24 protein-coding genes are annotated in these 20116 nt (G+C 73.4%); 18 read left to right on the top strand and 6 right to left on the bottom strand.

Going from position 1 to position 20116, the window contains the following annotated elements:
* Positions 1–38 precede the first annotated feature (38 nt).
* On the bottom strand, positions 39–212 hold the full coding sequence (locus tag OG392_RS10190; RefSeq protein ID WP_167346844.1) for a hypothetical protein: 174 nt from the start codon (positions 210–212) through the stop codon (positions 39–41).
* 216 nt (positions 213–428) lie between these two features.
* On the opposite strand from OG392_RS10190, the gene OG392_RS10185 reads away from it, so the two are divergent.
* From OG392_RS10185 to OG392_RS10170, 4 genes are all read left to right on the top strand, one after another.
* Positions 429–1790 carry an NYN domain-containing protein gene (locus OG392_RS10185; protein WP_329277782.1) on the top strand — a complete coding sequence of 454 codons (1362 nt, stop codon included), beginning with the start codon at positions 429–431 and terminating at the stop codon, positions 1788–1790.
* 20 nt (positions 1791–1810) lie between these two features.
* On the top strand, positions 1811–2782 hold the full coding sequence (locus OG392_RS10180; protein ID WP_329287187.1) for an ABC transporter ATP-binding protein: 972 nt from the start codon (positions 1811–1813) through the stop codon (positions 2780–2782).
* Between the two features lie 121 nt (positions 2783–2903).
* Positions 2904–3710 (top strand): ABC transporter permease, encoded by an 807-nt coding sequence (locus tag OG392_RS10175; RefSeq protein WP_329287184.1) that lies wholly within the window; start codon positions 2904–2906, stop codon positions 3708–3710.
* A 34-nt stretch (positions 3711–3744) separates the two neighbouring features.
* Positions 3745–4386, top strand: coding sequence for a DUF2567 domain-containing protein (locus OG392_RS10170; protein WP_329277780.1), 642 nt, complete (start codon positions 3745–3747; stop codon positions 4384–4386).
* Between the two features lie 84 nt (positions 4387–4470).
* Here the strand turns inward: OG392_RS10170 and ybaK are convergent, their stop codons facing one another.
* From ybaK to OG392_RS10150, 4 genes are all read right to left on the bottom strand, one after another.
* Positions 4471–4968: a Cys-tRNA(Pro) deacylase gene (gene ybaK, locus OG392_RS10165; protein ID WP_329277778.1), complete on the bottom strand. Its 498-nt coding sequence runs from the start codon at positions 4966–4968 to the stop codon at positions 4471–4473.
* Positions 4969–4982: 14 nt separating this feature from the next.
* Positions 4983–5720: an LON peptidase substrate-binding domain-containing protein gene (locus tag OG392_RS10160; RefSeq protein WP_329277776.1), complete on the bottom strand. Its 738-nt coding sequence runs from the start codon at positions 5718–5720 to the stop codon at positions 4983–4985.
* Positions 5721–5730: 10 nt separating this feature from the next.
* On the bottom strand, positions 5731–6765 hold the full coding sequence (locus OG392_RS10155) for a hypothetical protein (RefSeq protein WP_329277774.1): 1035 nt from the start codon (positions 6763–6765) through the stop codon (positions 5731–5733).
* A gap of 111 nt (positions 6766–6876) precedes the next feature.
* The gene (locus OG392_RS10150; RefSeq protein WP_329277773.1) at positions 6877–8481 is read right to left on the bottom strand and encodes an oxidoreductase; all 1605 of its coding nucleotides are present in this window, start codon (positions 8479–8481) and stop codon (positions 6877–6879) included.
* A 214-nt stretch (positions 8482–8695) separates the two neighbouring features.
* Between OG392_RS10150 and hisD the strand changes: the two genes are divergently transcribed.
* From hisD to OG392_RS10100, 10 genes are all read left to right on the top strand, one after another.
* Complete coding sequence (hisD, locus tag OG392_RS10145; RefSeq protein ID WP_329277771.1) at positions 8696–10048, top strand: histidinol dehydrogenase; 1353 nt, start codon at positions 8696–8698, stop codon at positions 10046–10048.
* Positions 10045–11157, top strand: a complete 1113-nt coding sequence (locus OG392_RS10140; protein WP_329277769.1) for a histidinol-phosphate transaminase — start codon at positions 10045–10047, stop codon at positions 11155–11157. Before hisD ends, OG392_RS10140 begins: the two co-directional genes overlap by 4 nt.
* Positions 11154–11747, top strand: a complete 594-nt coding sequence (hisB, locus tag OG392_RS10135) for an imidazoleglycerol-phosphate dehydratase HisB (RefSeq protein ID WP_015032911.1) — start codon at positions 11154–11156, stop codon at positions 11745–11747. The genes OG392_RS10140 and hisB overlap by 4 nt, the downstream gene beginning before the upstream one ends.
* Before the next feature lie 2 nt (positions 11748–11749).
* Positions 11750–11914: a hypothetical protein gene (locus OG392_RS10130; protein ID WP_329277767.1), complete on the top strand. Its 165-nt coding sequence runs from the start codon at positions 11750–11752 to the stop codon at positions 11912–11914.
* A complete protein-coding gene (gene hisH, locus OG392_RS10125) occupies positions 11911–12558 on the top strand; it encodes an imidazole glycerol phosphate synthase subunit HisH (RefSeq protein ID WP_329277765.1) in 648 nt (215 codons plus the stop codon). Before OG392_RS10130 ends, hisH begins: the two co-directional genes overlap by 4 nt.
* A 2-nt stretch (positions 12559–12560) precedes the next feature.
* Positions 12561–13292, top strand: coding sequence for a bifunctional 1-(5-phosphoribosyl)-5-((5-phosphoribosylamino)methylideneamino)imidazole-4-carboxamide isomerase/phosphoribosylanthranilate isomerase PriA (gene priA, locus OG392_RS10120; RefSeq protein WP_329277763.1), 732 nt, complete (start codon positions 12561–12563; stop codon positions 13290–13292).
* Positions 13289–13687, top strand: coding sequence for a RidA family protein (locus tag OG392_RS10115; protein WP_329277761.1), 399 nt, complete (start codon positions 13289–13291; stop codon positions 13685–13687). The genes priA and OG392_RS10115 overlap by 4 nt, the downstream gene beginning before the upstream one ends.
* On the top strand, positions 13684–14439 hold the full coding sequence (gene hisF / locus OG392_RS10110; protein ID WP_329277760.1) for an imidazole glycerol phosphate synthase subunit HisF: 756 nt from the start codon (positions 13684–13686) through the stop codon (positions 14437–14439). Before OG392_RS10115 ends, hisF begins: the two co-directional genes overlap by 4 nt.
* Before the next feature lie 118 nt (positions 14440–14557).
* Positions 14558–15145 (top strand): ArsR/SmtB family transcription factor, encoded by a 588-nt coding sequence (locus OG392_RS10105; protein WP_329277758.1) that lies wholly within the window; start codon positions 14558–14560, stop codon positions 15143–15145.
* Entirely contained in the window at positions 15142–16392 is a 1251-nt protein-coding gene (locus OG392_RS10100; protein WP_329277756.1) for an MFS transporter, read from the top strand. Before OG392_RS10105 ends, OG392_RS10100 begins: the two co-directional genes overlap by 4 nt.
* A 31-nt stretch (positions 16393–16423) precedes the next feature.
* Here OG392_RS10100 and OG392_RS10095 read toward each other — a convergent pair whose 3' ends face one another.
* Positions 16424–17059, bottom strand: a complete 636-nt coding sequence (locus OG392_RS10095; RefSeq protein WP_329277755.1) for a TIGR03085 family metal-binding protein — start codon at positions 17057–17059, stop codon at positions 16424–16426.
* Positions 17060–17143: 84 nt separating this feature from the next.
* On the opposite strand from OG392_RS10095, the gene hisI reads away from it, so the two are divergent.
* The 4 genes from hisI (at position 17144) to OG392_RS10075 (ending at position 20093) form a co-directional block, all read left to right on the top strand.
* On the top strand, positions 17144–17518 hold the full coding sequence (gene hisI / locus OG392_RS10090) for a phosphoribosyl-AMP cyclohydrolase (protein ID WP_329277754.1): 375 nt from the start codon (positions 17144–17146) through the stop codon (positions 17516–17518).
* Positions 17519–17529: 11 nt separating this feature from the next.
* Positions 17530–19020 (top strand): anthranilate synthase component I, encoded by a 1491-nt coding sequence (locus OG392_RS10085; protein ID WP_329277753.1) that lies wholly within the window; start codon positions 17530–17532, stop codon positions 19018–19020.
* Between the two features lie 14 nt (positions 19021–19034).
* A complete protein-coding gene (locus tag OG392_RS10080) occupies positions 19035–19685 on the top strand; it encodes a TIGR02234 family membrane protein (RefSeq protein ID WP_329277752.1) in 651 nt (216 codons plus the stop codon).
* A gap of 159 nt (positions 19686–19844) precedes the next feature.
* Positions 19845–20093 carry an HGxxPAAW family protein gene (locus OG392_RS10075; protein WP_266890799.1) on the top strand — a complete coding sequence of 83 codons (249 nt, stop codon included), beginning with the start codon at positions 19845–19847 and terminating at the stop codon, positions 20091–20093.
* Positions 20094–20116 lie beyond the last annotated feature (23 nt).

Below are 20116 nucleotides of genomic sequence, written 5' to 3'. Positions count from 1 at the left end.
TCGTCACGGGCGCGCCCCTTTGCCGTACGCGGAGGCCGTCAGTTGTGGCCGAAGCGCTTCTGACGGCCCTTGCGGGCGACATCGCTCGGCAGCACCTGCGACGCGCGCTGCGACGCCTCGGACTCCATCGCCGACTGCTGCGCCTGCTGGGCGCCGCGCTCGGCGGGGGACTGCTGCTTCTGACTGCGGTTCTGGTTGCGGTTCTTGGCCATGGGGATGCCTCCTCAAAGGGTCCTAGGGGCCAGGGCCGCTGTCAGACTCACATATGGTCCGAACCGCCGCATTTTGGATCATTACGGAGCGTGAGGCCCGGGGGAACGTGACATCCGCCACGCCGATGATCCAGTTCCGACCGTCGAGCCCCCGCCCTTCGGGCAGACTCGAAGGAAATCCGAAGCAACTTCCGATCCCGAGGTTCCCGAAAGAGGGTGGAACACGTGGACCGCTGCGTCGTCCTGGTGGATGCCGGCTACCTGCTGGGAGCTGCCGCCAGTCTTCTCGCCGGGGAACCGGCCCGCTCCAGGATCACCGTCGATCACGCCGGGCTCATCCAGCAGCTGCGCCAGCGCGCCGAGGCCGAGACCGCGCTGCCCCTGCTGCGGATCTACTGGTTCGACGGGGCGCCCGACCGGGTGCCCCAGCCGGAGCACCGGAGACTGCGCGTGATGCCCCGGGTCACCGTCCGGCTCGGCGCGCTGACGCGGAGCGACGGACGCTGGGCGCAGAAGGGCGTCGACGCGGCGATGCACACCGAGCTGACCGAGCTCGCCAGGAACCGGGCCTGCTCCGACATCGTGCTCGTCACCGGCGACGGCGACCTGCTGCCCGGACTGATGTCCGCCAAGGAGCACGGCGTCGCCGTCCACCTCTGGGCCGTCCAGGCCGCCGACGGCGACTACAACCAGTCGGAGGACCTGGTCGCCGAGGCCGACGAACGGCGGGTCCTCGACCGGGCCTGGATCACCCGGGCCGTCCGCGCCAAGGACCTCACCGGGATCTGCTCGCCCCCGCCCGCCCCGCGCCCCGAGATCGCCGCCATCCTCTCCGCGCCGCTGCCCGAGGCGGCCCTCGCCGCCTCCGCCGAACGGGCCGCGGAGGCGGCGGCCGCCGCCGGGGCGCGCGGGGAGGGCTCCGACGGTCACGGCACCGGCGGCAACGGCCACGTCCACCACGGCAACGGCCACGCGGGTGCCAACGGCCACCTCCGCGAGGACGAGCACGACCGCGGCCACGGGAGCGGCGTCCCCGCCCCGGCCTCCGGCAAGGGCGTCCCCACCCCCAAGGACCTGGCGGGACTGCGCGCCCCCGGTGCCACCCCCGCCCCGGGCGGTCCCGTGTCCCAGGGCGCCAGCGCGCTCCGCTGGTCCTCCGACCGGGGCTGGGTCGAGCGCGCCGCCACCCCCCTCGGTGAACCGGCCGAGACCGCCTCCCTGCCCACCCTCGCCGCCCTCACCAGCGCCGAGCAGCGCTGGGCGGACCGCGAGGAGGACATCACCACCGTCGGCGGAGACCCCTTCGAGGTCGGACAGGTGTTCGCGCGGCGGTGGATGGAAAGGCTCCCCGAGCAGAGCCACGTCCAGAAGCTGTCCACCCTCTACCCCCGCATCCCGCACCGCATCGACGGCGAACTCCTCCGCTACGCCGCCCGATTCGGTCTGCTCGCCCACAAGGACGACCAGATCGACGAGCACGACCGCTATGCGATCCGGGCGGGATTCTGGCGCGAGATCGACGTCCGGGCCGCCGCCGAACACGCCCCCGCGCCCGGAGCGGGCCCGGCGACCCCGTAGGCTCTTCCCCCGTGAGTACGGTGTGCGTGGTGCGGGATCTGGTCAAGACGTACCCCGCCACGCGCGGCGGGCGCGGTGCGCCGGCGACTCCCGAGGTGCGGGCCACCGACGGGATCAGCCTCGACGTGCGCGGCGGCGAGATCTTCGGGCTGCTCGGCCCCAACGGCGCGGGCAAGTCGACCCTGGTCCGCCAGCTCACCGGACTCATGCGGCCCGACTCCGGCAGCGTCCGGCTCCTCGGCCACGACCTCGTGCGGCACCCCGAGCGGGCGTCCCGCCTCCTCGCCTACCTCGGCCAGGAGTCCACCGCCCTCGACGAGCTGACCGTCGCCCTCGCCGCCGAGACCACCGGCCGGCTGCGCGGCCTCACCGCCCGCGACGCGCGCGCCGAGCGCGACGCCGTCCTGGACGAACTCGGCCTCGGCGCACTCGCCTCCCGGCCCCTCAAGAAGCTCTCCGGCGGACAGCGCAGGCTCGCCTGCTTCGCCACCGCGCTCGTCGGCGAACGCCCCGTCCTCGTCCTCGACGAGCCCACCACGGGCATGGACCCCGTCGCCCGCCGCGCCGTCTGGGCGGCCGTCGACCGGCGGCGCGCCGAACAGGGCGCCACGGTGCTGCTCGTCACCCACAACGTCATCGAGGCCGAGACCGTCCTCGACCGGGTCGCCGTCCTCGAGCACGGCCGGGTCATCGCCTGCGACACGCCCGCCGGACTCAAGGAACGCGTCGCCGGCGAGGTCCGCGTCGAACTGGTCTGGCGCGAATCCGCCCCGCTCCACCTCCCCGAGGTCGCCGCGCTGCGCGAACGGGCCCAGGAGACGGGCCGGCGCTGGATCCTCCGGCTCGCCCCCGACGCGGCCCGCGCCGCCGTCGCCACCGTCACCGGCGGCGCCGCGTTCGCCGCGCTCGACGACTTCACCCTGGCCACGCCCAGCCTGGAGGACGTGTACCTGGCGCTGGGCGGCGCGACCGAGGGACTGGTGAAGGCATGACCCTCCCGGTAGTACCCCACGCCCGCGCCGCGCGTCACCGGAACCGACTCCCGCACGTACTGCCCGTACCGCCTGTCACCCCCTGGAGCTGTACGCAGTGAGCACCGTGCCCGCAGAGGTCCTGCCGACCGGCGCGCCTTCCGTCCGCGCCGGCGCCACCGCCGAGGACGAGGCCGCCCCCCTCGCCCCGCGCGCCCGGCTGCTGCCGGCCCTGGCCGCCGTCTACCGGGCGCAGCTCTCCCGTGCCCGGGTCGCCCGCATCCCGCTCCTCTTCGTGGCCACCTTCCAGTCCATCGGGATCATGGTCCTGATGCGCGGGGTCGTCGACGGGGGATCAGAGGCGCGCGCCGTCGTGGCCGGCTCCACCGTCCTCGTCGTCGCCTTCGTCGCGCTCAACCTGCTCGCCCAGTACTTCGGCCAGCTGCGGGCCACCGGCGGCCTCGACCACTACGCCACGCTGCCCGTGCCGCCCGCCGCCGTCGTGCTCGGCGCCGCGGGCGCGTACGCCTCCTTCACCGTGCCCGGGACCGCCGTCACCGCCGTGACCGGCTCCGTGCTCTTCGGGCTGCCGCTGAGCCACCTCTGGATCCTCGTCGCCGTCGTCCCGCTCGCCGGCGCCGCGCTCGCCGGCCTCGGCGCGGCCCTCGGGCTCCTCGCGCCCCGGCAGGAGCTGGCCACCCTCCTCGGCCAGCTCGGCATGTCCGCGGCGCTGCTCCTCGGGGTGCTCCCGGCGGAGCGGCTGCCGGGGCCCATCGGCTGGGCCCGGGACCTGCTGCCGTCGACGTACGGCGTGGAGGCCCTGGCCCGCACCTTCGACACCCGTCCCGACTGGGCGGCCGTCGCCCTGGACCTCGCCGTGTGCGGGGCGGTCGGCGTGGTCTCCCTGTCCGTCGCCACCTGGGCGTACCGGCGGGCCGCCGTCCGCTGAGGCGGGCCACGGACACACCTGGCACGATGGCGGGGTGACCGCACCCCTGACTCCGCCTCACCAGCCATCGCCGCACGACCCCGACTGGCCGCCGCCGCCCCCGCCGATGCTCGGCCCGGCCGGGGACCCGATCACGGCGCGCGAGGTCCTCCAGGGCGTTCTGGTGACCCTCGTCTCGGCGCTCGCCGGAGCGGTGCTCGGAGTGCTGTGGCTGAACCTGGCCTCGCGGATCCTGCTCATCTCGGACGGCAAGGGCGTCTACCTCCGCAACTCGGAGGGGGAGGCGGCGATCGGCTCGGACGGAACGTTTGTCCTGCTCGCGCTGGCCTTCGGCGCGGTCGCCGCGCTCGTCGTCTTCCTCGCCCGCCGCAAGGGCGGTGTCCCGCTGGTGCTCGGCCTCGCGCTCGGCGGCGGCCTCGGCTCGCTGCTCGCCTGGGGCCTCGGGACGTACTTCGGCCCGACGAGCGACGTCGTCGCCCACGCGAAGGCGGTCGGCCCGAACGTGGCCTTCGAGGCGCCGCTCGAACTGAACCTGGGGGCCGCCGCGATGCTGGCCTGGCCACTCGCCGCGATGATCGTGCACCTGGCGCTCACGGCCCTCTTCGGCCCGCGTGACCCGGAGCCGGAACCGTGGGACGAGCCGAAGGCGTACACCCGGGGACCGGGCCGGAGCTGACGGCCCCGGCTCCTCCGGCGGCCGCGCCGCCCAGCGTGGTCCGACGAGTGTCAGGCGCGGCCGATCGGCGTGGTCCGACGAGCGTCAGGCGCGGCCGATCGGCGCCACGACCGCCGAGGTGAGGGCGGCCAGATCCGCGGGGGAGAGCTCCACCTCCAGGCCGCGTCGGCCCGCCGAGACGCAGATGGACGCGTGCGCCGAGGCCGAGGCGTCGAGGACCGTACGGAGCCGCTTGCGCTGCCCCAGCGGGGAGATGCCGCCCCGCACATAGCCCGTGGTGCGCTCGGCCGCCGCCGGGTCCGCCATCGCCGCGCGCTTGCCGCCGACCGCCGTGGCCAGGGCCTTCAGGTCGAGCTGACCGGCGACCGGGACCACCGCGACCGTCAGCTCGCCGTCGACGTCCGCCACCAGGGTCTTGAACACCCGGTCAGGGGAGACACCGAGGGCCTCGGCCGCCTCCTCGCCGTACGAGGGGGAGGCCGGGTCGTGCTCGTACGCGTGCAGGGTGAACGGGGTGCCGGCCGCCGTCAGGGCCACCGTCGCGGGGGTGCCCCCGCTGTTCTTCTTCTGCTTCTTCGCCACGCGCGCGTTCTTCCTCAGTTCGGGTACGTCGGGGCCTGCGTCAGGTCCACCGCCGGCAGCGACGGCAGATGCCGCAGGACCGCCGTCTCCGCGCGCAGCAGGGTCAGCTCCTCCCGCAGCCGGGTCGCCGTGTCCGGGGCCTGGAGCAGCCGCTGCTTCGACGGCGTGTCGAGCACCGCCGCCGCCGCGACCAGGTACGACACCACCGACGGGTCGTCCGGCAGCTCGCTCGTGGTCAGCGAACGCTCCCGCGCCCCGGCCAGCCGCTTCTGGTAGCTGCGGAAGGCCCGCAGCACGCCCTCGGAGAGGCTGCCGGCCTCCTCGCCCTGCTCCTCCGGGATGTCTTCGACCTCGGCGACCAGGAACGGCCCGCTCGCGTCGACGGACAGCAGCTTCACCCGGGTCGTGCCGGTGGCCGTCACCTCGAAGCTGCCGTCGGCGCGCTCCCGGATCTGCACCGCGTCGGCGACGCAGCCGACCCGGTGGAAGGACTGGATGGGGTCGGAGCCGAAGCCCGCGGCCGGGCCCTTCTCCGGCAGCGCCGTCTGGTCCGGCATGCCGGGGGCCGTCGGGGCGACCTCGCGGCCGTCGCGGATGGCGACGACGGCGAAGCGGCGCGGCTCCGAGTCGTCGATCGTGAGCAGCTCGCGCATCATGGCGCGATAACGCTCCTCGAAGACGTTCAGCGGCAGCACGAGGCCCGGGAACAGCACCGCGTTGAGCGGGAAGAGAGGCAGGCGAGCGGTGGTCACAGCGGTCAGCCTAATGGCCGCCGGGCCCGCCCCGTCCGGCCCGTCCCTCTCCGGCGTCCCGCAGAGGGGTACGACGGGCCGGCTCGGTCCTGGCCATGTCCCGCACGGCGAGGAACCTGCGCAGCGGATCCTCGCGTACGGCACCCCGCGCGGCTCCCCACGGGAAGGAGGTCGCGTGGACCCCGATCCGGCCGAACTCGGCCCGCGCCTCCTCCCACCGCGCCCGCTCCACCAGCACGTACGCCAGCAGGTTGCGGACCTCGGCGGGCCACGGGTCGCCCGTCGGGAAGACCGCCGACAGGACCAGGGCCCGGTCCGCCGCCCGGTCGATCCGCGCGTCCGGCACGGACGCGTCCGGCGCCACCCGGAGCCGGTCGTAGGCGGCACGGACCGGCAGCGCCCGTACGAGCGAGTCCGGTGCGGCGTCGTCGGCCGCCTGTTCGGCGAAGTCGAAGGCGGCCCGGTGCGAGCCGTACCACTGCGCCGACAGGTATTTGAGCGCCGCGACATGGCAGCCGTAGTGGTGCGGGGAGCGGCGCACCGCCTGCTCCCAGAGCGACTCGAAGACGGTGGGCCCGGCGTGCGCCCCGCGCGCGTGGTCCAGGGCGAGCCGCCACGGCACCGGGTCGTGCGGCGCCTCCTCGGCCATCGCCCGGATCAGCGGTGTGAGTTCGCGCAGCCGCTCGGCACGCGCGGGCGACTCCCAGGCCCGGCGGACGGCGAGCTGCGCGGTGACGAGCAGGGCGTCGGGATCGCGGGGCGCGGCGGAGAGCCAGTGGGTCAGCCAGTCGTCCCTGCTGTACGCGAAGGTGGCGAACCGGGTGACGTACCGGTCGCGGTCCTCCCACTCGCCGGCGTCCCGGGTGGTGGCGAGCAGCTTCGCCGCGGGCTCCGGGTCGGCCAGGGCGGCGGCGACCAGGGCGGGTGCGAGCCGCTCGTCCGGGGCGTCGAGCAGCACGTCGTCGTCCGGCACGAACCCGGCGGCGGGCCGCGGGCTGTGCCGGAACGAACGGACGGCGCCCATCAGGGCACGGAGCAAGGACATGGTGCAACGTATTGTCCCCCGGCCCCTGCCTCCGCTGCAGCCGGTCTCACGGCCCGCTCACCAAACCTTCGCCGCCGCCCGCCGCCTCCACCAATCCTCCTCCGCGTCGCCTCACCCCCTGCTCAGCAGCCGGGTCGCCCCGGCCGCCACCGTCGTCGCCAGGATCCAGCCCAGCAGGATCAGCACCGCCGCCGCCCACTGCCACATCCCCTCCAGGCGCCAGTAGCCGTCCTGGCCGAGGTTGATCACCGGGAGGAGTAGATCGAGCGCGTACAGCGGGCCGTTCCACTCGGGGGCCTCCTCCGCCTTCAGCGGTATCGGGCGGTAGTGGGAGAAGGCCACCGTGCCCGCCGCCCACAGGACCGCCATCCACAGCGCCGCCCGGCCCGGCCGGTAGCCGTAGGCCACGGTCCAGTCCTGGACGTAGCCCCAGAGCTTCCCCGCCACCGGGAGGGTCTCGCGTCTGCGCCGCTGCTTGGCCAGCAGCACCTCGCGGGCGTCGGCGTCCTCCCCGCTGCCCCGCAGGACCGTCGCCAGGCGTTCGTACGGCTCGGGGGCGTACTCCGGGGTCGCCGCCGCCACCCACTCCAGGCGCCGGGCCAGCGGGAAGTGCCCGTACGGCACGAGGTTCTCGTAGGCGAAGCCGCCCATCGCGAGCCCGCCGGGCCCCGGCCAGCTGGTCGACAGGTCGATCAGGGTGACGACCTTCGCGCCGTTGAGCACGACGCGTCCCTCCTCCGGACGCTCGCCGCTGAACCGGAGCTCCGGGGTGACGATCCGGCGCAGCGAGACCTCCTCCCGGCGCGCCCCGCTGAGCAGGAACCGGGCGTGGTGGAGGTCCACCGCGTCACCGAAGCGCCCGTCGTCGAGCCGGACCCCGCCGTGGAACTCGACCGGCTTGCGGTGGGCGCCCTGGGCGGGCGTCACCCCGTAGGGCGGGGTGGCCGAGCTCTGCCCCGCCGTCCCCGACTCCTCGTACACCCAGGCCGCGTTCAGATAGAGCGAGCGCTCCACCGTCAGCTGCGGTGCGTTGAACGCCCGGCGGCCCTGCGCGCCGCGCAGCACACTGCCCCGCAGACTGAGCGACACGCCGATCTTCGCCCCGCGCAGGCTCAGTTCCCCGTACGTCTCGATCAGCTCGGCCTGGAGGTCCTGGGCGACCACCATCCCGTCCGCGGTGATGGCCCGGCCGCGCCGGTCCGGCCAGACCTGGATCTGGTTGACGAGCAGGTCCGTGCCGATCTGCGCGTCGGTGAGCCGGATGCCCCACCGCACCCGGCAGCGGGGCAGGTGCAGGTCCCCCTCGGTGTGCAGCCGGGCCGCCTCCAGGCGCGGCAGGGCGCACTCGACCATCCGCAGTGTGCCGAACCGGGCCTCCGGCAGCACCACCTCGCCGTCGAACCGGCAGCCGTGCAGCTCCACGTACGGCCCTATCGTCCCGCCCGCCAGGTTCAGCACGCCGGTGATCCGCACGCCGCGCAGCTTCAGCGCTGCCACCCGCCCGGATCTGGCCGGCGGTCCGGCGAGCAGCAGCAGCGCCACCACATCGGCGCGGACGCTCCGCTCCTCCCCCCAGTCCCGTTCCCCGAAGGGGTCGTCCCGCTCGGCGATCCCCTCCGTGAGATCGCACGTCCTGCCGACGACGAACGCCCGCCACACCGCCCGCTCCGGGCCTGTGAGACCGTCCGGCATCCCGTCCTCGTGCGGCTCGGTCACCGCCGCCCCCCTCATGTCCACGATCCGCTCGCACGATTCCGCGACTCCGGTGTCGTTCGGTCTCCGGTGGTCCCGTGGATTCGTACAGCCGTTCTTCCCGCTGAGTGACGGGCTGAACGCTAACGGTCAGGAGTGGCGACAAGACGCCAGTGTGGCCCGTATCAGCCATTGATACGGGCGTCCGGCGCTGTGGGCCGTCTGAGAGAATTGACCCGTGATCTCTCGAATCGATCTGCGCGGCGAGGCCCTCCCCGAGGGTTCCGCCCTGCGCGACCTGCTGCCCCGTGCCGAGTTCGACGTGGAAGCCGCCCTGGAGACGGTGCGGCCGATCTGCGAGGACGTCAGGCATCATGGCGCGGCCGCGGTGATCGACTACGGGGAGAAATTCGACGGCGTCCGTGTCCCGGGCCTGCGCGTCCCCACCGAGGCGATCGACCGCGCCCTCGACGAGCTCGACCCGGCCGTCCGCGCCGCCCTCGAGGAGTCCATCCGGCGCGCCCGCATGGTGCACCGCGAGCAGCGGCGCACCACCCACACCACCCAGGTCGTCCCCGGCGGCACGGTCACCGAGAAGTGGATCCCGGTCGAGCGCGTCGGTCTGTACGTGCCGGGCGGCCGCTCGGTCTACCCGTCCTCCGTCGTGATGAACGTCGTCCCGGCCCAGGAGGCCGGCGTCGAGGGCGTGGCCGTCGCCTCGCCCCCGCAGAAGGACTTCGGCGGGCTCCCGCACCCGACGATCCTCGCCGCCTGCGCCCTGCTCGGCGTCGACGAGGTCTACGCCGCCGGCGGCGCCCAGGCGATCGCCATGTTCGCCTACGGGACCCTGAGCAGCGCGGACGGCGCCGACGCCGGGTCCGGCTGCGCCCCCGTCAACCTGGTCACCGGCCCCGGCAACATCTACGTGGCCGCCGCCAAGCGCCTCCTCAAGGGCCGGATCGGCATCGACGCCGAGGCCGGCCCGACGGAGATCGCGATTCTCGCGGACTCCACCGCCGACCCCGTGCACGTCGCCGCCGACCTCATCAGCCAGGCCGAGCACGACCCGATGGCCGCCTCCGTCCTCGTCACCGACTCGGACGAGCTGGCCGCCGCCACCGAGGCCGAGCTGAAGACCCAGGTCGCCGCCTCCAAGCACGTCGACGACCGGATCGTCCCTGCCCTGGCCGGCCGCCAGTCCGCGATCGTCCTCGTCCGCGACCTGGCCGACGGCCTCAAGGTCGTCGACGCCTACGGCGCGGAGCACCTGGAGATCCAGACCCGCGACGCCCCGGCCGTCGCCGACCGCGTCCGCAACGCCGGCGCGATCTTCGTCGGCCCCTGGGCGCCCGTCTCCCTCGGCGACTACTGCGCGGGCTCCAACCACGTCCTGCCCACCGGCGGCTGCGCCTGCCACTCCTCGGGCCTCTCCGTGCAGTCCTTCCTGCGCGGGGTGCACATCGTGGACTACACGCGCGACGCGCTCGCCGACGTGGCACAACACGTGGTGACCCTCGCCGAGGCGGAGGACCTCCCCGCCCACGGCGCCGCGATCAAGGCGAGGTTCGGATGGAAGGTCCCCCAGAAGTGACCGAGATCCGGATCGACGACCTCCCCGTCCGGGACGAGCTGAAGGGCAAGTCCCCCTACGGCGCGCCCCAGCTCGACGTCCCCGTCCAGCTGAACACCAACGAGAACCCGTACCCGCTGCCCGAGCCGCTCGTCGCCCGCATCGCGGAGCGCGTCGCCGAGGCCGCCCGTACCCTCAACCGCTACCCCGACCGGGACGCGGTCGAGCTCCGTACCGAACTCGCCCGCTACCTCACCCGCACCGGCGGGCACCGGGTCACCGCCGAGAACGTCTGGGCGGCCAACGGGTCCAACGAGGTCCTCCAGCAGCTGCTGCAGACCTTCGGCGGCCCGGGCCGTACCGCGATCGGCTTCGAGCCCTCGTACTCGATGCACGCCCTGATCGCCCGCGGCACCGGCACCGGCTGGATCTCGGGCCCGCGCAACGAGGACTTCACCATCGACGTGGAGGCCGCCGCCGCGGCCATCGCCGAGCACCGGCCCGACGTCGTGTTCGTCACCTCGCCGAACAACCCCACCGGCACCGCGGTCGCCGCCGACACCGTCGTCGCCCTGTACGAGGCGGCCCAGGCGGCCAAGCCCTCGATGGTCGTCGTGGACGAGGCGTACGTGGAGTTCAGCCACCGGGACTCGCTGCTGCCCCTCATCGAGGCCCGTCCGAACCTGGTGGTCTCCCGGACCATGTCCAAGGCCTTCGGCGCCGCCGGACTGCGGCTCGGCTACCTCGCCGCCCACCCGGCCGTGGTCGACGCCGTCCAGCTGGTCCGGCTGCCGTACCACCTCTCCGCCGTCACCCAGGCGACCGCGCTCGCCGCCCTGGAGCACACCGACACCCTCCTCGGGTACGTCGAGCAGCTCAAGGCCGAGCGCGACCGGCTCGTCACCGAGCTGCGGGGGATCGGCTACGAGGTCACCGACTCGGACGCCAACTTCGTGCAGTTCGGGAAGTTCCCCGACACCCACGAGGCCTGGCAGCGGATCCTCGACCGGGGCGTCCTGGTCCGGGACAACGGCGTACCGGGATGGCTGCGGGTCACCGCGGGCACCCCCGAAGAGAACGACGCGTTCCTCGACGCGGTTCGTGAATTGATGAAGGAGCAGCAGCGATGAGCCGCGTAGGCCGCGTAGAGCGCACCACCAAGGAGACCTCCGTCGTCGTCGAGATCGACCTCGACGGCACCGGAAAGGTCGACGTGTCGACCGGGGTCGGCTTCTACGACCACATGCTCGACCAGCTCGGCCGGCACGGTCTGTTCGACCTCACGGTCAAGACCGACGGCGACCTCCACATCGACTCGCACCACACCATCGAGGACACCGCCCTCGCCCTGGGTGCCGCCTTCAAGCAGGCCCTCGGCGACAAGGTCGGCATCTACCGCTTCGGCAACTGCACCGTCCCGCTGGACGAGTCGCTCGCCCAGGTGACCGTCGACCTCTCCGGCCGCCCGTACCTCGTGCACACCGAGCCCGAGAACATGGCGCCGATGATCGGCTCGTACGACACCACGATGACCCGTCACATCTTCGAGTCCTTCGTCGCCCAGGCCCAGATCGCGCTGCACATCCACGTCCCGTACGGGCGCAACGCCCACCACATCGTGGAGTGCCAGTTCAAGGCGTTCGCCCGCGCCCTCCGCTACGCCTCCGAGCGCGACCCGCGCGCCGCCGGAATCCTCCCCTCCACGAAGGGCGCGCTCTGACCGTGAACGGCCTCTCCACCATCCTCATCGTCGTCGGGCTCTTCCTGCTCGGCGGCATCTACTCCTTCGTCAAGCAGCAGATGCCCAAGGGCCTCGTCGTGCTCGTCGCCTTCGGCGCCGCGATGTGCCTCACCGCCGGTGTGCTGCGGCTGGACGTGTGGGCATGACCTCGAGCACCCCCAGGAAGGTCGTCGTCTTCGACTACGGCTTCGGCAACGTGCGCTCGGCCGAGCGCGCCCTCGCCCGGGTCGGCGCCGACGTCGAGATCACCCGCGACTACGACACCGCGATGAACGCCGACGGACTCCTCGTCCCCGGTGTCGGCGCCTTCTCCGCCTGCATGCGGGGGCTGAAGGACGCGCGCGGCGACTGGATCATCGGCCGCCGGCTCTCCGGCGGCCGCCCCGTCATGGGCATCTGCGTCGGCATGCAGATCCTCTTCGCGCACGGCTTCGAGCACGGCGTGGAGAGCGAGGGCCTCGACGAGTGGCCCGGTACGGTCGAGCCGTTGAACGCCCCCGTCGTCCCCCACATGGGCTGGAACACGGTCGACGCGCCGCAGGGCACCGAGATGTTCGCGGACCTCGACGCCGACGCCCGGTTCTACTTCGTGCACTCCTACGCGGTGCGCGAGTGGACCCTCGAGGTCGGCAACAAGAACATCCGCGCCCCCAAGGTCACCTGGGCCACCCACGGCGAGCCCTTCGTCGCGGCCGTCGAGAACGGCGCCCTGTGGGCCACCCAGTTCCACCCCGAGAAGTCCGGCGACGCCGGAGCCCAGCTCCTCACCAATTGGATCGAGACCCTCTGATCATGGCTCAGAAGCTTGAACTCCTCCCCGCCGTCGACGTCCGCGACGGCCAGGCCGTCCGCCTGGTGCACGGCGAGTCCGGCACCGAGACCTCCTACGGCTCCCCGCTCGAAGCGGCCCTCGCCTGGCAGAACTCCGGCGCCGAGTGGCTGCACCTCGTCGACCTCGACGCCGCCTTCGGCACCGGTGACAACCGGCAACTGATCGCCGAGGTCGCCCAGGCCATGGACATCAAGGTCGAGCTCTCCGGCGGCATCCGCGACGACGCCTCCCTGGCCGCCGCCCTCGCCACCGGCTGCACCCGCGTCAACCTCGGCACCGCCGCCCTGGAGACCCCCGAGTGGGTGGCGAAGGTCATCGCCGAGCACGGCGACAAGATCGCCGTCGGCCTCGACGTGCGCGGCACGACGCTGCGCGGCCGCGGCTGGACCCGCGACGGCGGCGACCTCTACGAGACGCTCGCCCGCCTCGACTCCGAGGGCTGCTCCCGCTACGTCGTCACCGACATCGCCAAGGACGGCACCCTCCAGGGCCCCAACCTGGAGCTCCTGAAGAACGTCTGCGCGGCCACCGACAAGCCCGTCGTCGCCTCCGGCGGCGTGTCGTCCCTGGACGACCTGCGGGCCCTGTCCGGCCTGGTGTCGCTCGGCGTCGAGGGCGCGATCGTCGGCAAGGCGCTGTACGCCAAGGCGTTCACCCTCGAAGAGGCCCTGGAGGCGGTGGCTTCCGTATGACCGACGGCGTGAAGAAGGTCGTCACCGGGGCCCCCTGGGAGGAGCAGTTCGGCTACTCCCGCGCGGTGGAGCTGCCGAACGGTCTGGTCCTCGTCGCGGGCTGTACGTCGGTGGTCGGCGGCCAGATCGCCGGCGGAGGCCCGTACGACCAGACGGTGAACTCCTTCCGCGTGGCCTTCGACGCCCTGAAGCAGCTCGGTCTGGGCCCGGAGGACGTGGTCCGCACCCGGATGTACATCACCCACGCCCGGGACGTGGACGAGGTCGGCCGCGCCCACAAGGAGCTGTTCGACGCCGTCCGCCCGGCCGCGTCGATGATCATCGTCTCGGGCTTCGTGGACCCCAGCCTGGTCGTCGAGGTCGAGGTCGAGGCCTACCGGGGTGAGGGCGCATGAGCCTCGCCGTACGCGTGATCCCCTGCCTGGACGTGGACAACGGGCGGGTCGTCAAGGGCGTGAACTTCCAGAACCTGCGGGACGCCGGCGACCCCGTCGAGATGGCCAAGCTGTACGACGCCGAGGGCGCCGACGAGCTGACCTTCCTCGACATCACCGCCTCCTCGGGCAACCGGGAGACCACCTACGACGTGGTGCGCCGCACCGCCGAGCAGGTCTTCATCCCCCTCACCGTCGGCGGCGGCGTCCGTGCGGCCGAGGACGTCGACAAGCTGCTGCGGGCCGGGGCCGACAAGGTGGGCGTCAACACCGCGGCCATCGCACGCCCCGAGCTGATCCAGGAGATCGCGGAGCGCTTCGGCCGCCAGGTGCTCGTCCTCTCGGTCGACGCCCGGCGGACGGCCTCGGGCTCCTTCGAGGTGACGACGCACGGCGGCCGCAAGGGCACCGGCATCGACGCCGTCGAGTGGGCGCACCGGGCCGCCGAGCTGGGCGCGGGCGAGATCCTGCTCAACTCGATGGACGCGGACGGCACCAAGGACGGCTACGACACGGAGATGATCGCGGCGGTCCGCAAGCACGTGACCGTGCCGGTGATCGCGAGCGGGGGAGCGGGCAAGCTCGCCGACTTCCCGCCGGCGGTGGCGGCGGGCGCGGACGCGGTCCTCGCGGCCTCCGTCTTCCACTTCGGTGATCTGCGGATCTCGCAGGTCAAGGACGAGCTGCGGGGGGCCGGCCACCCGGTCCGCTGATCCGTCGTTCCGCTTGTGCGCAGGGCCTCTTCGGGGGCCCTTCGCTTTCCCCAGATACGCAGGATCAGTTGCGCAATTTTTATTGTGCAAGTTTTATTTCGCACCTAGGGTCGTGGACATGACCTCTCCGGAGCACCGCCGGATCACCGATCTCGGCACCCTGAAAGCCATCGCGCACCCCCTGCGGCTGCGCCTCTACCGCGCCCTCTTCGTCGCCCGCACCGCCACGGCGTCCCAGCTCGCCGACCAGGTCGACGAGGCGGTCTCGCTGGTCAGCTACCACCTGCGCAAGCTCGCCGAGCACGGCCTCATCGAGGAGGCCGAGAACCGGTCGACGGACGGCCGTGAGCGCTGGTGGCAGCCCAGCTCCTACGGATTCAGCATCCACGACGAGGACCTCCGCGACGCCCCCGAGCTGGCCGCCGCGAGCGCCGCCTTCGGCCGTACGGTCGACGAGCAGCGCACCGGGATGTACGCCCGCTTCCTCGACGAGCGGCACACCTGGTCCGACAGCTGGCGCTCCGCCTCCCTCAGCTCCGAGTGGCTGCCCCGCCTCACCGCGGACGAGCTCAGGGCCCTGGGCGCCGAACTCGACGCGGTCCTGCGCGCGTACGACCAGCGGGCGCGCGCCGCCGAGGCCGCCGGTGACCACGAAGGCCGCGAGAACGTCGCCATCCATCTCAACGGCTTCCCCTACCGCTCATGACCGCCACCGTCGCCGCCCCGGCGCCCACCGCCGTCGCGCGGCCCGCCCACCGCGACCCGCAGGTGCTGAGATGGCTCGGCGCCTACACCGCCTCCACCCTCGGCGACAGCGTCTACCACCTCGCCCTCTCCTGGGCCGCCGTCCGCGGCGGCACCCCGGCCGAGGCGGGACTCGTCATGGCCACCAGCGCCGTACCGCGCGCGCTGCTCATGCTCGGCGGGGGAGTGGTCGCCGACCGCTTCGGCCCGCGCCGGGTCGTCATGGCCTCCGACACCGTCCGCTGCCTCATCGTCCTCGGCGTCGCCGCACTGGTCCTCGTCACCGCGCCCACCCTCTGGACGCTGGCCGGCGTCGCCCTCGTCTTCGGCATCGTCGACGCGCTCTTCCTGCCCGCCGTCGGCGCCCTGCCGCCCCGGATCGCCCCGCACGACCAGCTCGCCCGCGTCCAGGGCATGCGCGGCCTCGCCTCCCGCTCGGGAGCCGTCGTCGGCGCCCCGCTCGGCGGCCTGGCGGTCGCCCTCGGAGGGCCGGGCGCCGCCTTCGCCGTGGCCGGAGCGCTCTTCGCCCTCTCCCTGCCGCTGCTGCTCGCCCTCCGGATCCGCCCGCTCACCGGCGAGGCCCAGAAGAGGCGGCACGGCACCGCGTCCGGCGATCTCGTGGACGGACTGCGGTATCTTCGCGGCCACCGGGTCCTCGGGCCGCTCATGATCGTCATCGCCCTCAGCGACCTCGGCTTCGTCGGCCCCCTCAACGTCGGCCTCGTGCTCCTCGCCGACCAGCGCGGCTGGGGAGCCTCCGGCATCGGCTGGGTCCTGGCCGCCTTCGGCGTCGGCGCCGGTGGGGCCTCGCTGCTGCTCAGCGTCAAGGGGCGGGTGCCGCGCGCCGGAGCCGTCCTCGGCTGGACCATGACCGTCGGCGCCCTCTCGATCGGCGCGCTCGCCTTCGTCCCGCGGCTGCCCGCGGCGGTGGGCGTCGCCCTCTCCATCGGTCTGTTCGCCGGCCTCTCCGGGGCGCTGGCCGGGGCCCTCGTCCAGACCGAGTGCGACCCCGCCTACCTCGGCCGCGTCTCGGCCGTCTCCAGCCTGATGAGCCTGGGCCTCGCCCCGCTCAGCTTCCCGCTCACGGGCGCCGCGATCGGCCTGTGGGGTGTGGGCCCGGTCTTCACCGTCAGCGCCGCGGTCTGCGCGCTCGCGGGCGTCTACGGCCTCGCGTCCAGGGGCGTGCGCCGGGCGGAGCTGCCCGGCTGACCACCGGTCCGGCCCCGCCCCGCCGCCTCGCTCAGAGCCCCAGCTGCTTCGTCTCCCGCAGCCGCTCGATCGCCTCCGGCTCCCCGTCCAGCTCCACCTTGGCCGAGTCCTGGCGGCCGAACAGGTACATCGTCAGCTCGCCCGGCTCCCCGGAGACCGTCACCACCGGGGTGCCCCGGTGCGCGACCGCCGTCTGGCCGTTCGGGCGGCGCAGCACCAGGCCGACCGGGACCTTCCGGCCCAGCAGCCGGGCGGTGCGCTCCAGCCGGGACCAGAGGGCGTCGGCGAAGACCGGGTCGAGCTCGCGCGCCGACCAGTCGGGCTGGGCACGGCGTACGTCCTCGGCGTGCACGTAGAACTCGACCACGTTCGCCCCCTCGTCCACCTGCTTGATGGTGAACGGCGAGAACCTCGGCGGCCCGGTCCGGATGAGCTGGATCAGCTCCACGTACGGCTTGTCGGCGAACTCCGCCTGCACCCGCTCCATCCGGTCCTTCAGCAACGGTACGAGCGAACCGGCCGCCGCGTCCGGGCGCCGCTCCCGCACCACCACATGGGCCGCGAGGTCCCGGGTCCTCCAGCCCTCGCAGAGCGTCGGCGCGTCGGGGCCCGCCGCCTCCAACAGGTCCGCGAGCAGAAGCCGTTCACGTTTGGCATGGGTCGACATGACCGCCAGCGTACGGCGGGTGCCACCGGTCCGCCCAGTGGACGCCCCGCCGGACACCGCCCCGGAGGGCGGCACAATGGCGCCATGAGCAGCAATCTCGACCCGGCCGTCTCCGCCCGGCTCAAGCGCAGCAGCGACGGGCTCGTCCCCGCCATCGCCCAGCAGTACGACACCGGCGAGGTGCTGATGCTGGGCTGGATGGACGACGAGGCCCTCCACCGCACCCTCACCACCGGCCGCTGCACCTACTGGTCCCGCAGCCGCCAGGAGTACTGGGTCAAGGGCGACACCTCCGGCCACGTCCAGCACGTCAAGTCCGTCGCCCTCGACTGCGACGCCGACACCGTCCTCGTCAAGGTCGACCAGGTCGGTGCCGCCTGCCACACCGGCGCCCGGACCTGCTTCGACGCCGATGTGCTCCCCGTATCCGGGTCCGACGCGGACCCCGTCTCCGAGTAGGGTCTGGCGCCATGGATCTCGACACCTTCCGCAAGCTGGCGGCCGACCGCCGCGTCATCCCCGTCAGCCGCCGGCTGCTCGCGGACGGCGACACCCCGGTCGGGCTCTACCGCAAGCTCGCCGCCGAACGGCCCGGCACCTTCCTCCTCGAATCCGCGGAGAACGGCCGCAGCTGGTCCCGCTACTCCTTCATCGGGGTGCGCAGCGACGCCACGCTGACGGTGAAGGACGGCGAGGCCCACTGGCTGGGCACCCCGCCCGTCGGCGTTCCCACCGACGGCGACCCGCTCCAGGCCCTGCGCGCCACCGTCGAGACCCTCCACACCCCCCGTGACCTGGCCTCCGGCATGCCGCCGTTCACCGGAGGCATGGTCGGCTACCTCGGATACGACATCGTCCGCCGCCTGGAGAAGATCGGTGACTCCACCCGGGACGACCTGCGACTGCCCGAGCTGACCATGCTCCTCACCAGCGACCTCGCGGTCCTCGACCACTGGGACGGTTCGGTCCTGCTGATCGCCAACGCGATCAACCACAACGACCTGGAGACCGGCGTCGAGGAGGCCTACGCGCACGCCGTCGCCCGCCTCGACGCCATGGAGGCCGACCTGGCCCGCCCGGTCGCCACCGCCCCCACCGCCCTGCCCGCCTCCGCGCTCCCGGAGTTCTCCGCGCTCTGGGGCGGACCGGCCTACCAGGACGCCGTCGAGGACATCAAGGAGCGCATCCGGGCCGGCGAGGCCTTCCAGGTCGTGCCCTCGCAGCGCTTCGAGACCCCCTGCGCCGCCTCCGCGCTCGACGTCTACCGGGTCCTGCGGGCCACCAACCCGTCCCCGTACATGTACCTCTTCCGCTTCGAGAACGGCTTCGACGTCGTCGGCTCCTCACCCGAGGCCCTCGTCAAGGTCGAGGACGGCCGGGCGATGCTCCACCCCATCGCCGGCACCCGGCACCGCGGCGCCACCCCGCAGGAGGACCACGACCTCGCCGAGGAACTGCTCGCCGACCCCAAGGAGCGCGCCGAGCACCTCATGCTCGTCGACCTCGGCCGCAACGACCTCGGCCGCGTCTGCGCGCCCGGCTCCGTCGAGGTCGTCGACTTCATGTCCGTCGAGCGCTACTCGCACGTCATGCACATCGTCTCCACCGTGACCGGGCAGGTCGCCGAGGGCAGGACCGCCTTCGACGTCCTCACCGCCTGCTTCCCGGCCGGCACCCTCTCCGGCGCGCCCAAGCCCCGCGCGATGCAGATCATCGAGGAGCTCGAACCCTCCCGGCGCGGCCTGTACGGCGGATGTGTCGGTTATCTCGATTTCGCCGGCGACGCGGACACGGCCATCGCCATCCGTACCGCCCTGCTCCGCGACGGAACCGCGTATGTGCAGGCCGGAGCGGGTGTCGTCGCCGACTCCGATCCCGTCGCCGAGGACAACGAGTGCCGGAACAAGGCCGCGGCCGTCCTCCGCGCCGTGCACACCGCCAACCGGATGAACGGCGCCTGACGACGTAGGGGATAGTGGGGTACGTGAGTGCCGTACCCGTACCCCAGCCCCGGGCCGCCCGCGCGGCCGTCTCCGGCGGCGGCCGCCGCAGCCTGGCCGCGGCCCTCTTCCTCGGTGCCCTCGGTGCCACCGTCGTCCTGCTCTCCGCGGGCCAGATCTGGGCGGAGGGCACCGCGTCCGTCGGTGGCGGCAGCGTGCCCGTCGAGGCCGACGGCGGCACCGTCACCGGTGTGCCGACCGCTCTCGCGATCGTCGGCCTGGCCGCGCTCTTCGCCGTCTTCGCCGTGCGCCGTACCGGCCGCACCCTGGTCTCCGCGCTCCTCGCTCTGAGCGGCGCGGGCGCCGCCCTCGCCGCGGTCCTCGGCGCCTCCGACAGCGCCGCCCTCGACGCCGAGGCCGCCCGCATCAGCGGTGACACCGCCGCCGCCGTGGCGGGGCTGAGCCACACCGTCTGGCCGTACGTGACCGCCGCGGGAGCCGTCCTCATCCTGCTCGCCGGCCTCTTCGCGCTGCGCTTCGGCAAGAGCTGGCCCGCCATGGGCGGCCGCTACGAGCGCTCCGGCGCCCCGCGGGCCGCCCGCAAGGCCCCGACCACCGACCCGGACCGGCCCGAGGACCTGTGGAAGGCTCTCGACCGCGGCGAGGACCCCACGCACGGCTCCTGACGGCGCCGCACCGGCGGACCTGACGGAGTCGCCGGCCGCGACGCGTGATCGTCCCGGTACCCCCGATTCACCCTCGCGCGCCCACGTGCGGGACAATGAGCGCCGAGAGTCCGCGCACGCGAGACCTCACCATCGAGCAACTGCAACGAGGAGCAACTCATGGCGGGCAGCGCCCACGGACACACCCCGGCCGCCTGGACCGGTGTCATCATCTCCTTCATCGGCTTCTGCATCGCCGGAGTCTTCATGGTGGCCGCCAACCTGCCCGGTTTCTGGGCCGGCATGGGTGTCATCGTGCTCGGCGGCATCGTCGGCGGCGCGATGAAGGCCGCGGGCCTCGGCATGCCGAAGGAGTCGGCGGCCGTCGCCGCCGCCCGCGAGGTCGCGACCGCGCAGGCCCGCTCCTGACGCGACACGCCACATCCGAGAGC

It is taken from the genome of Streptomyces sp. NBC_00691, from assembly GCF_036226665.1.
Classification (GTDB): domain Bacteria; phylum Actinomycetota; class Actinomycetes; order Streptomycetales; family Streptomycetaceae; genus Streptomyces.
Note: the sequence above shows the minus strand (reverse complement) of the source record. Positions and strands in the feature narration are given on the sequence as shown.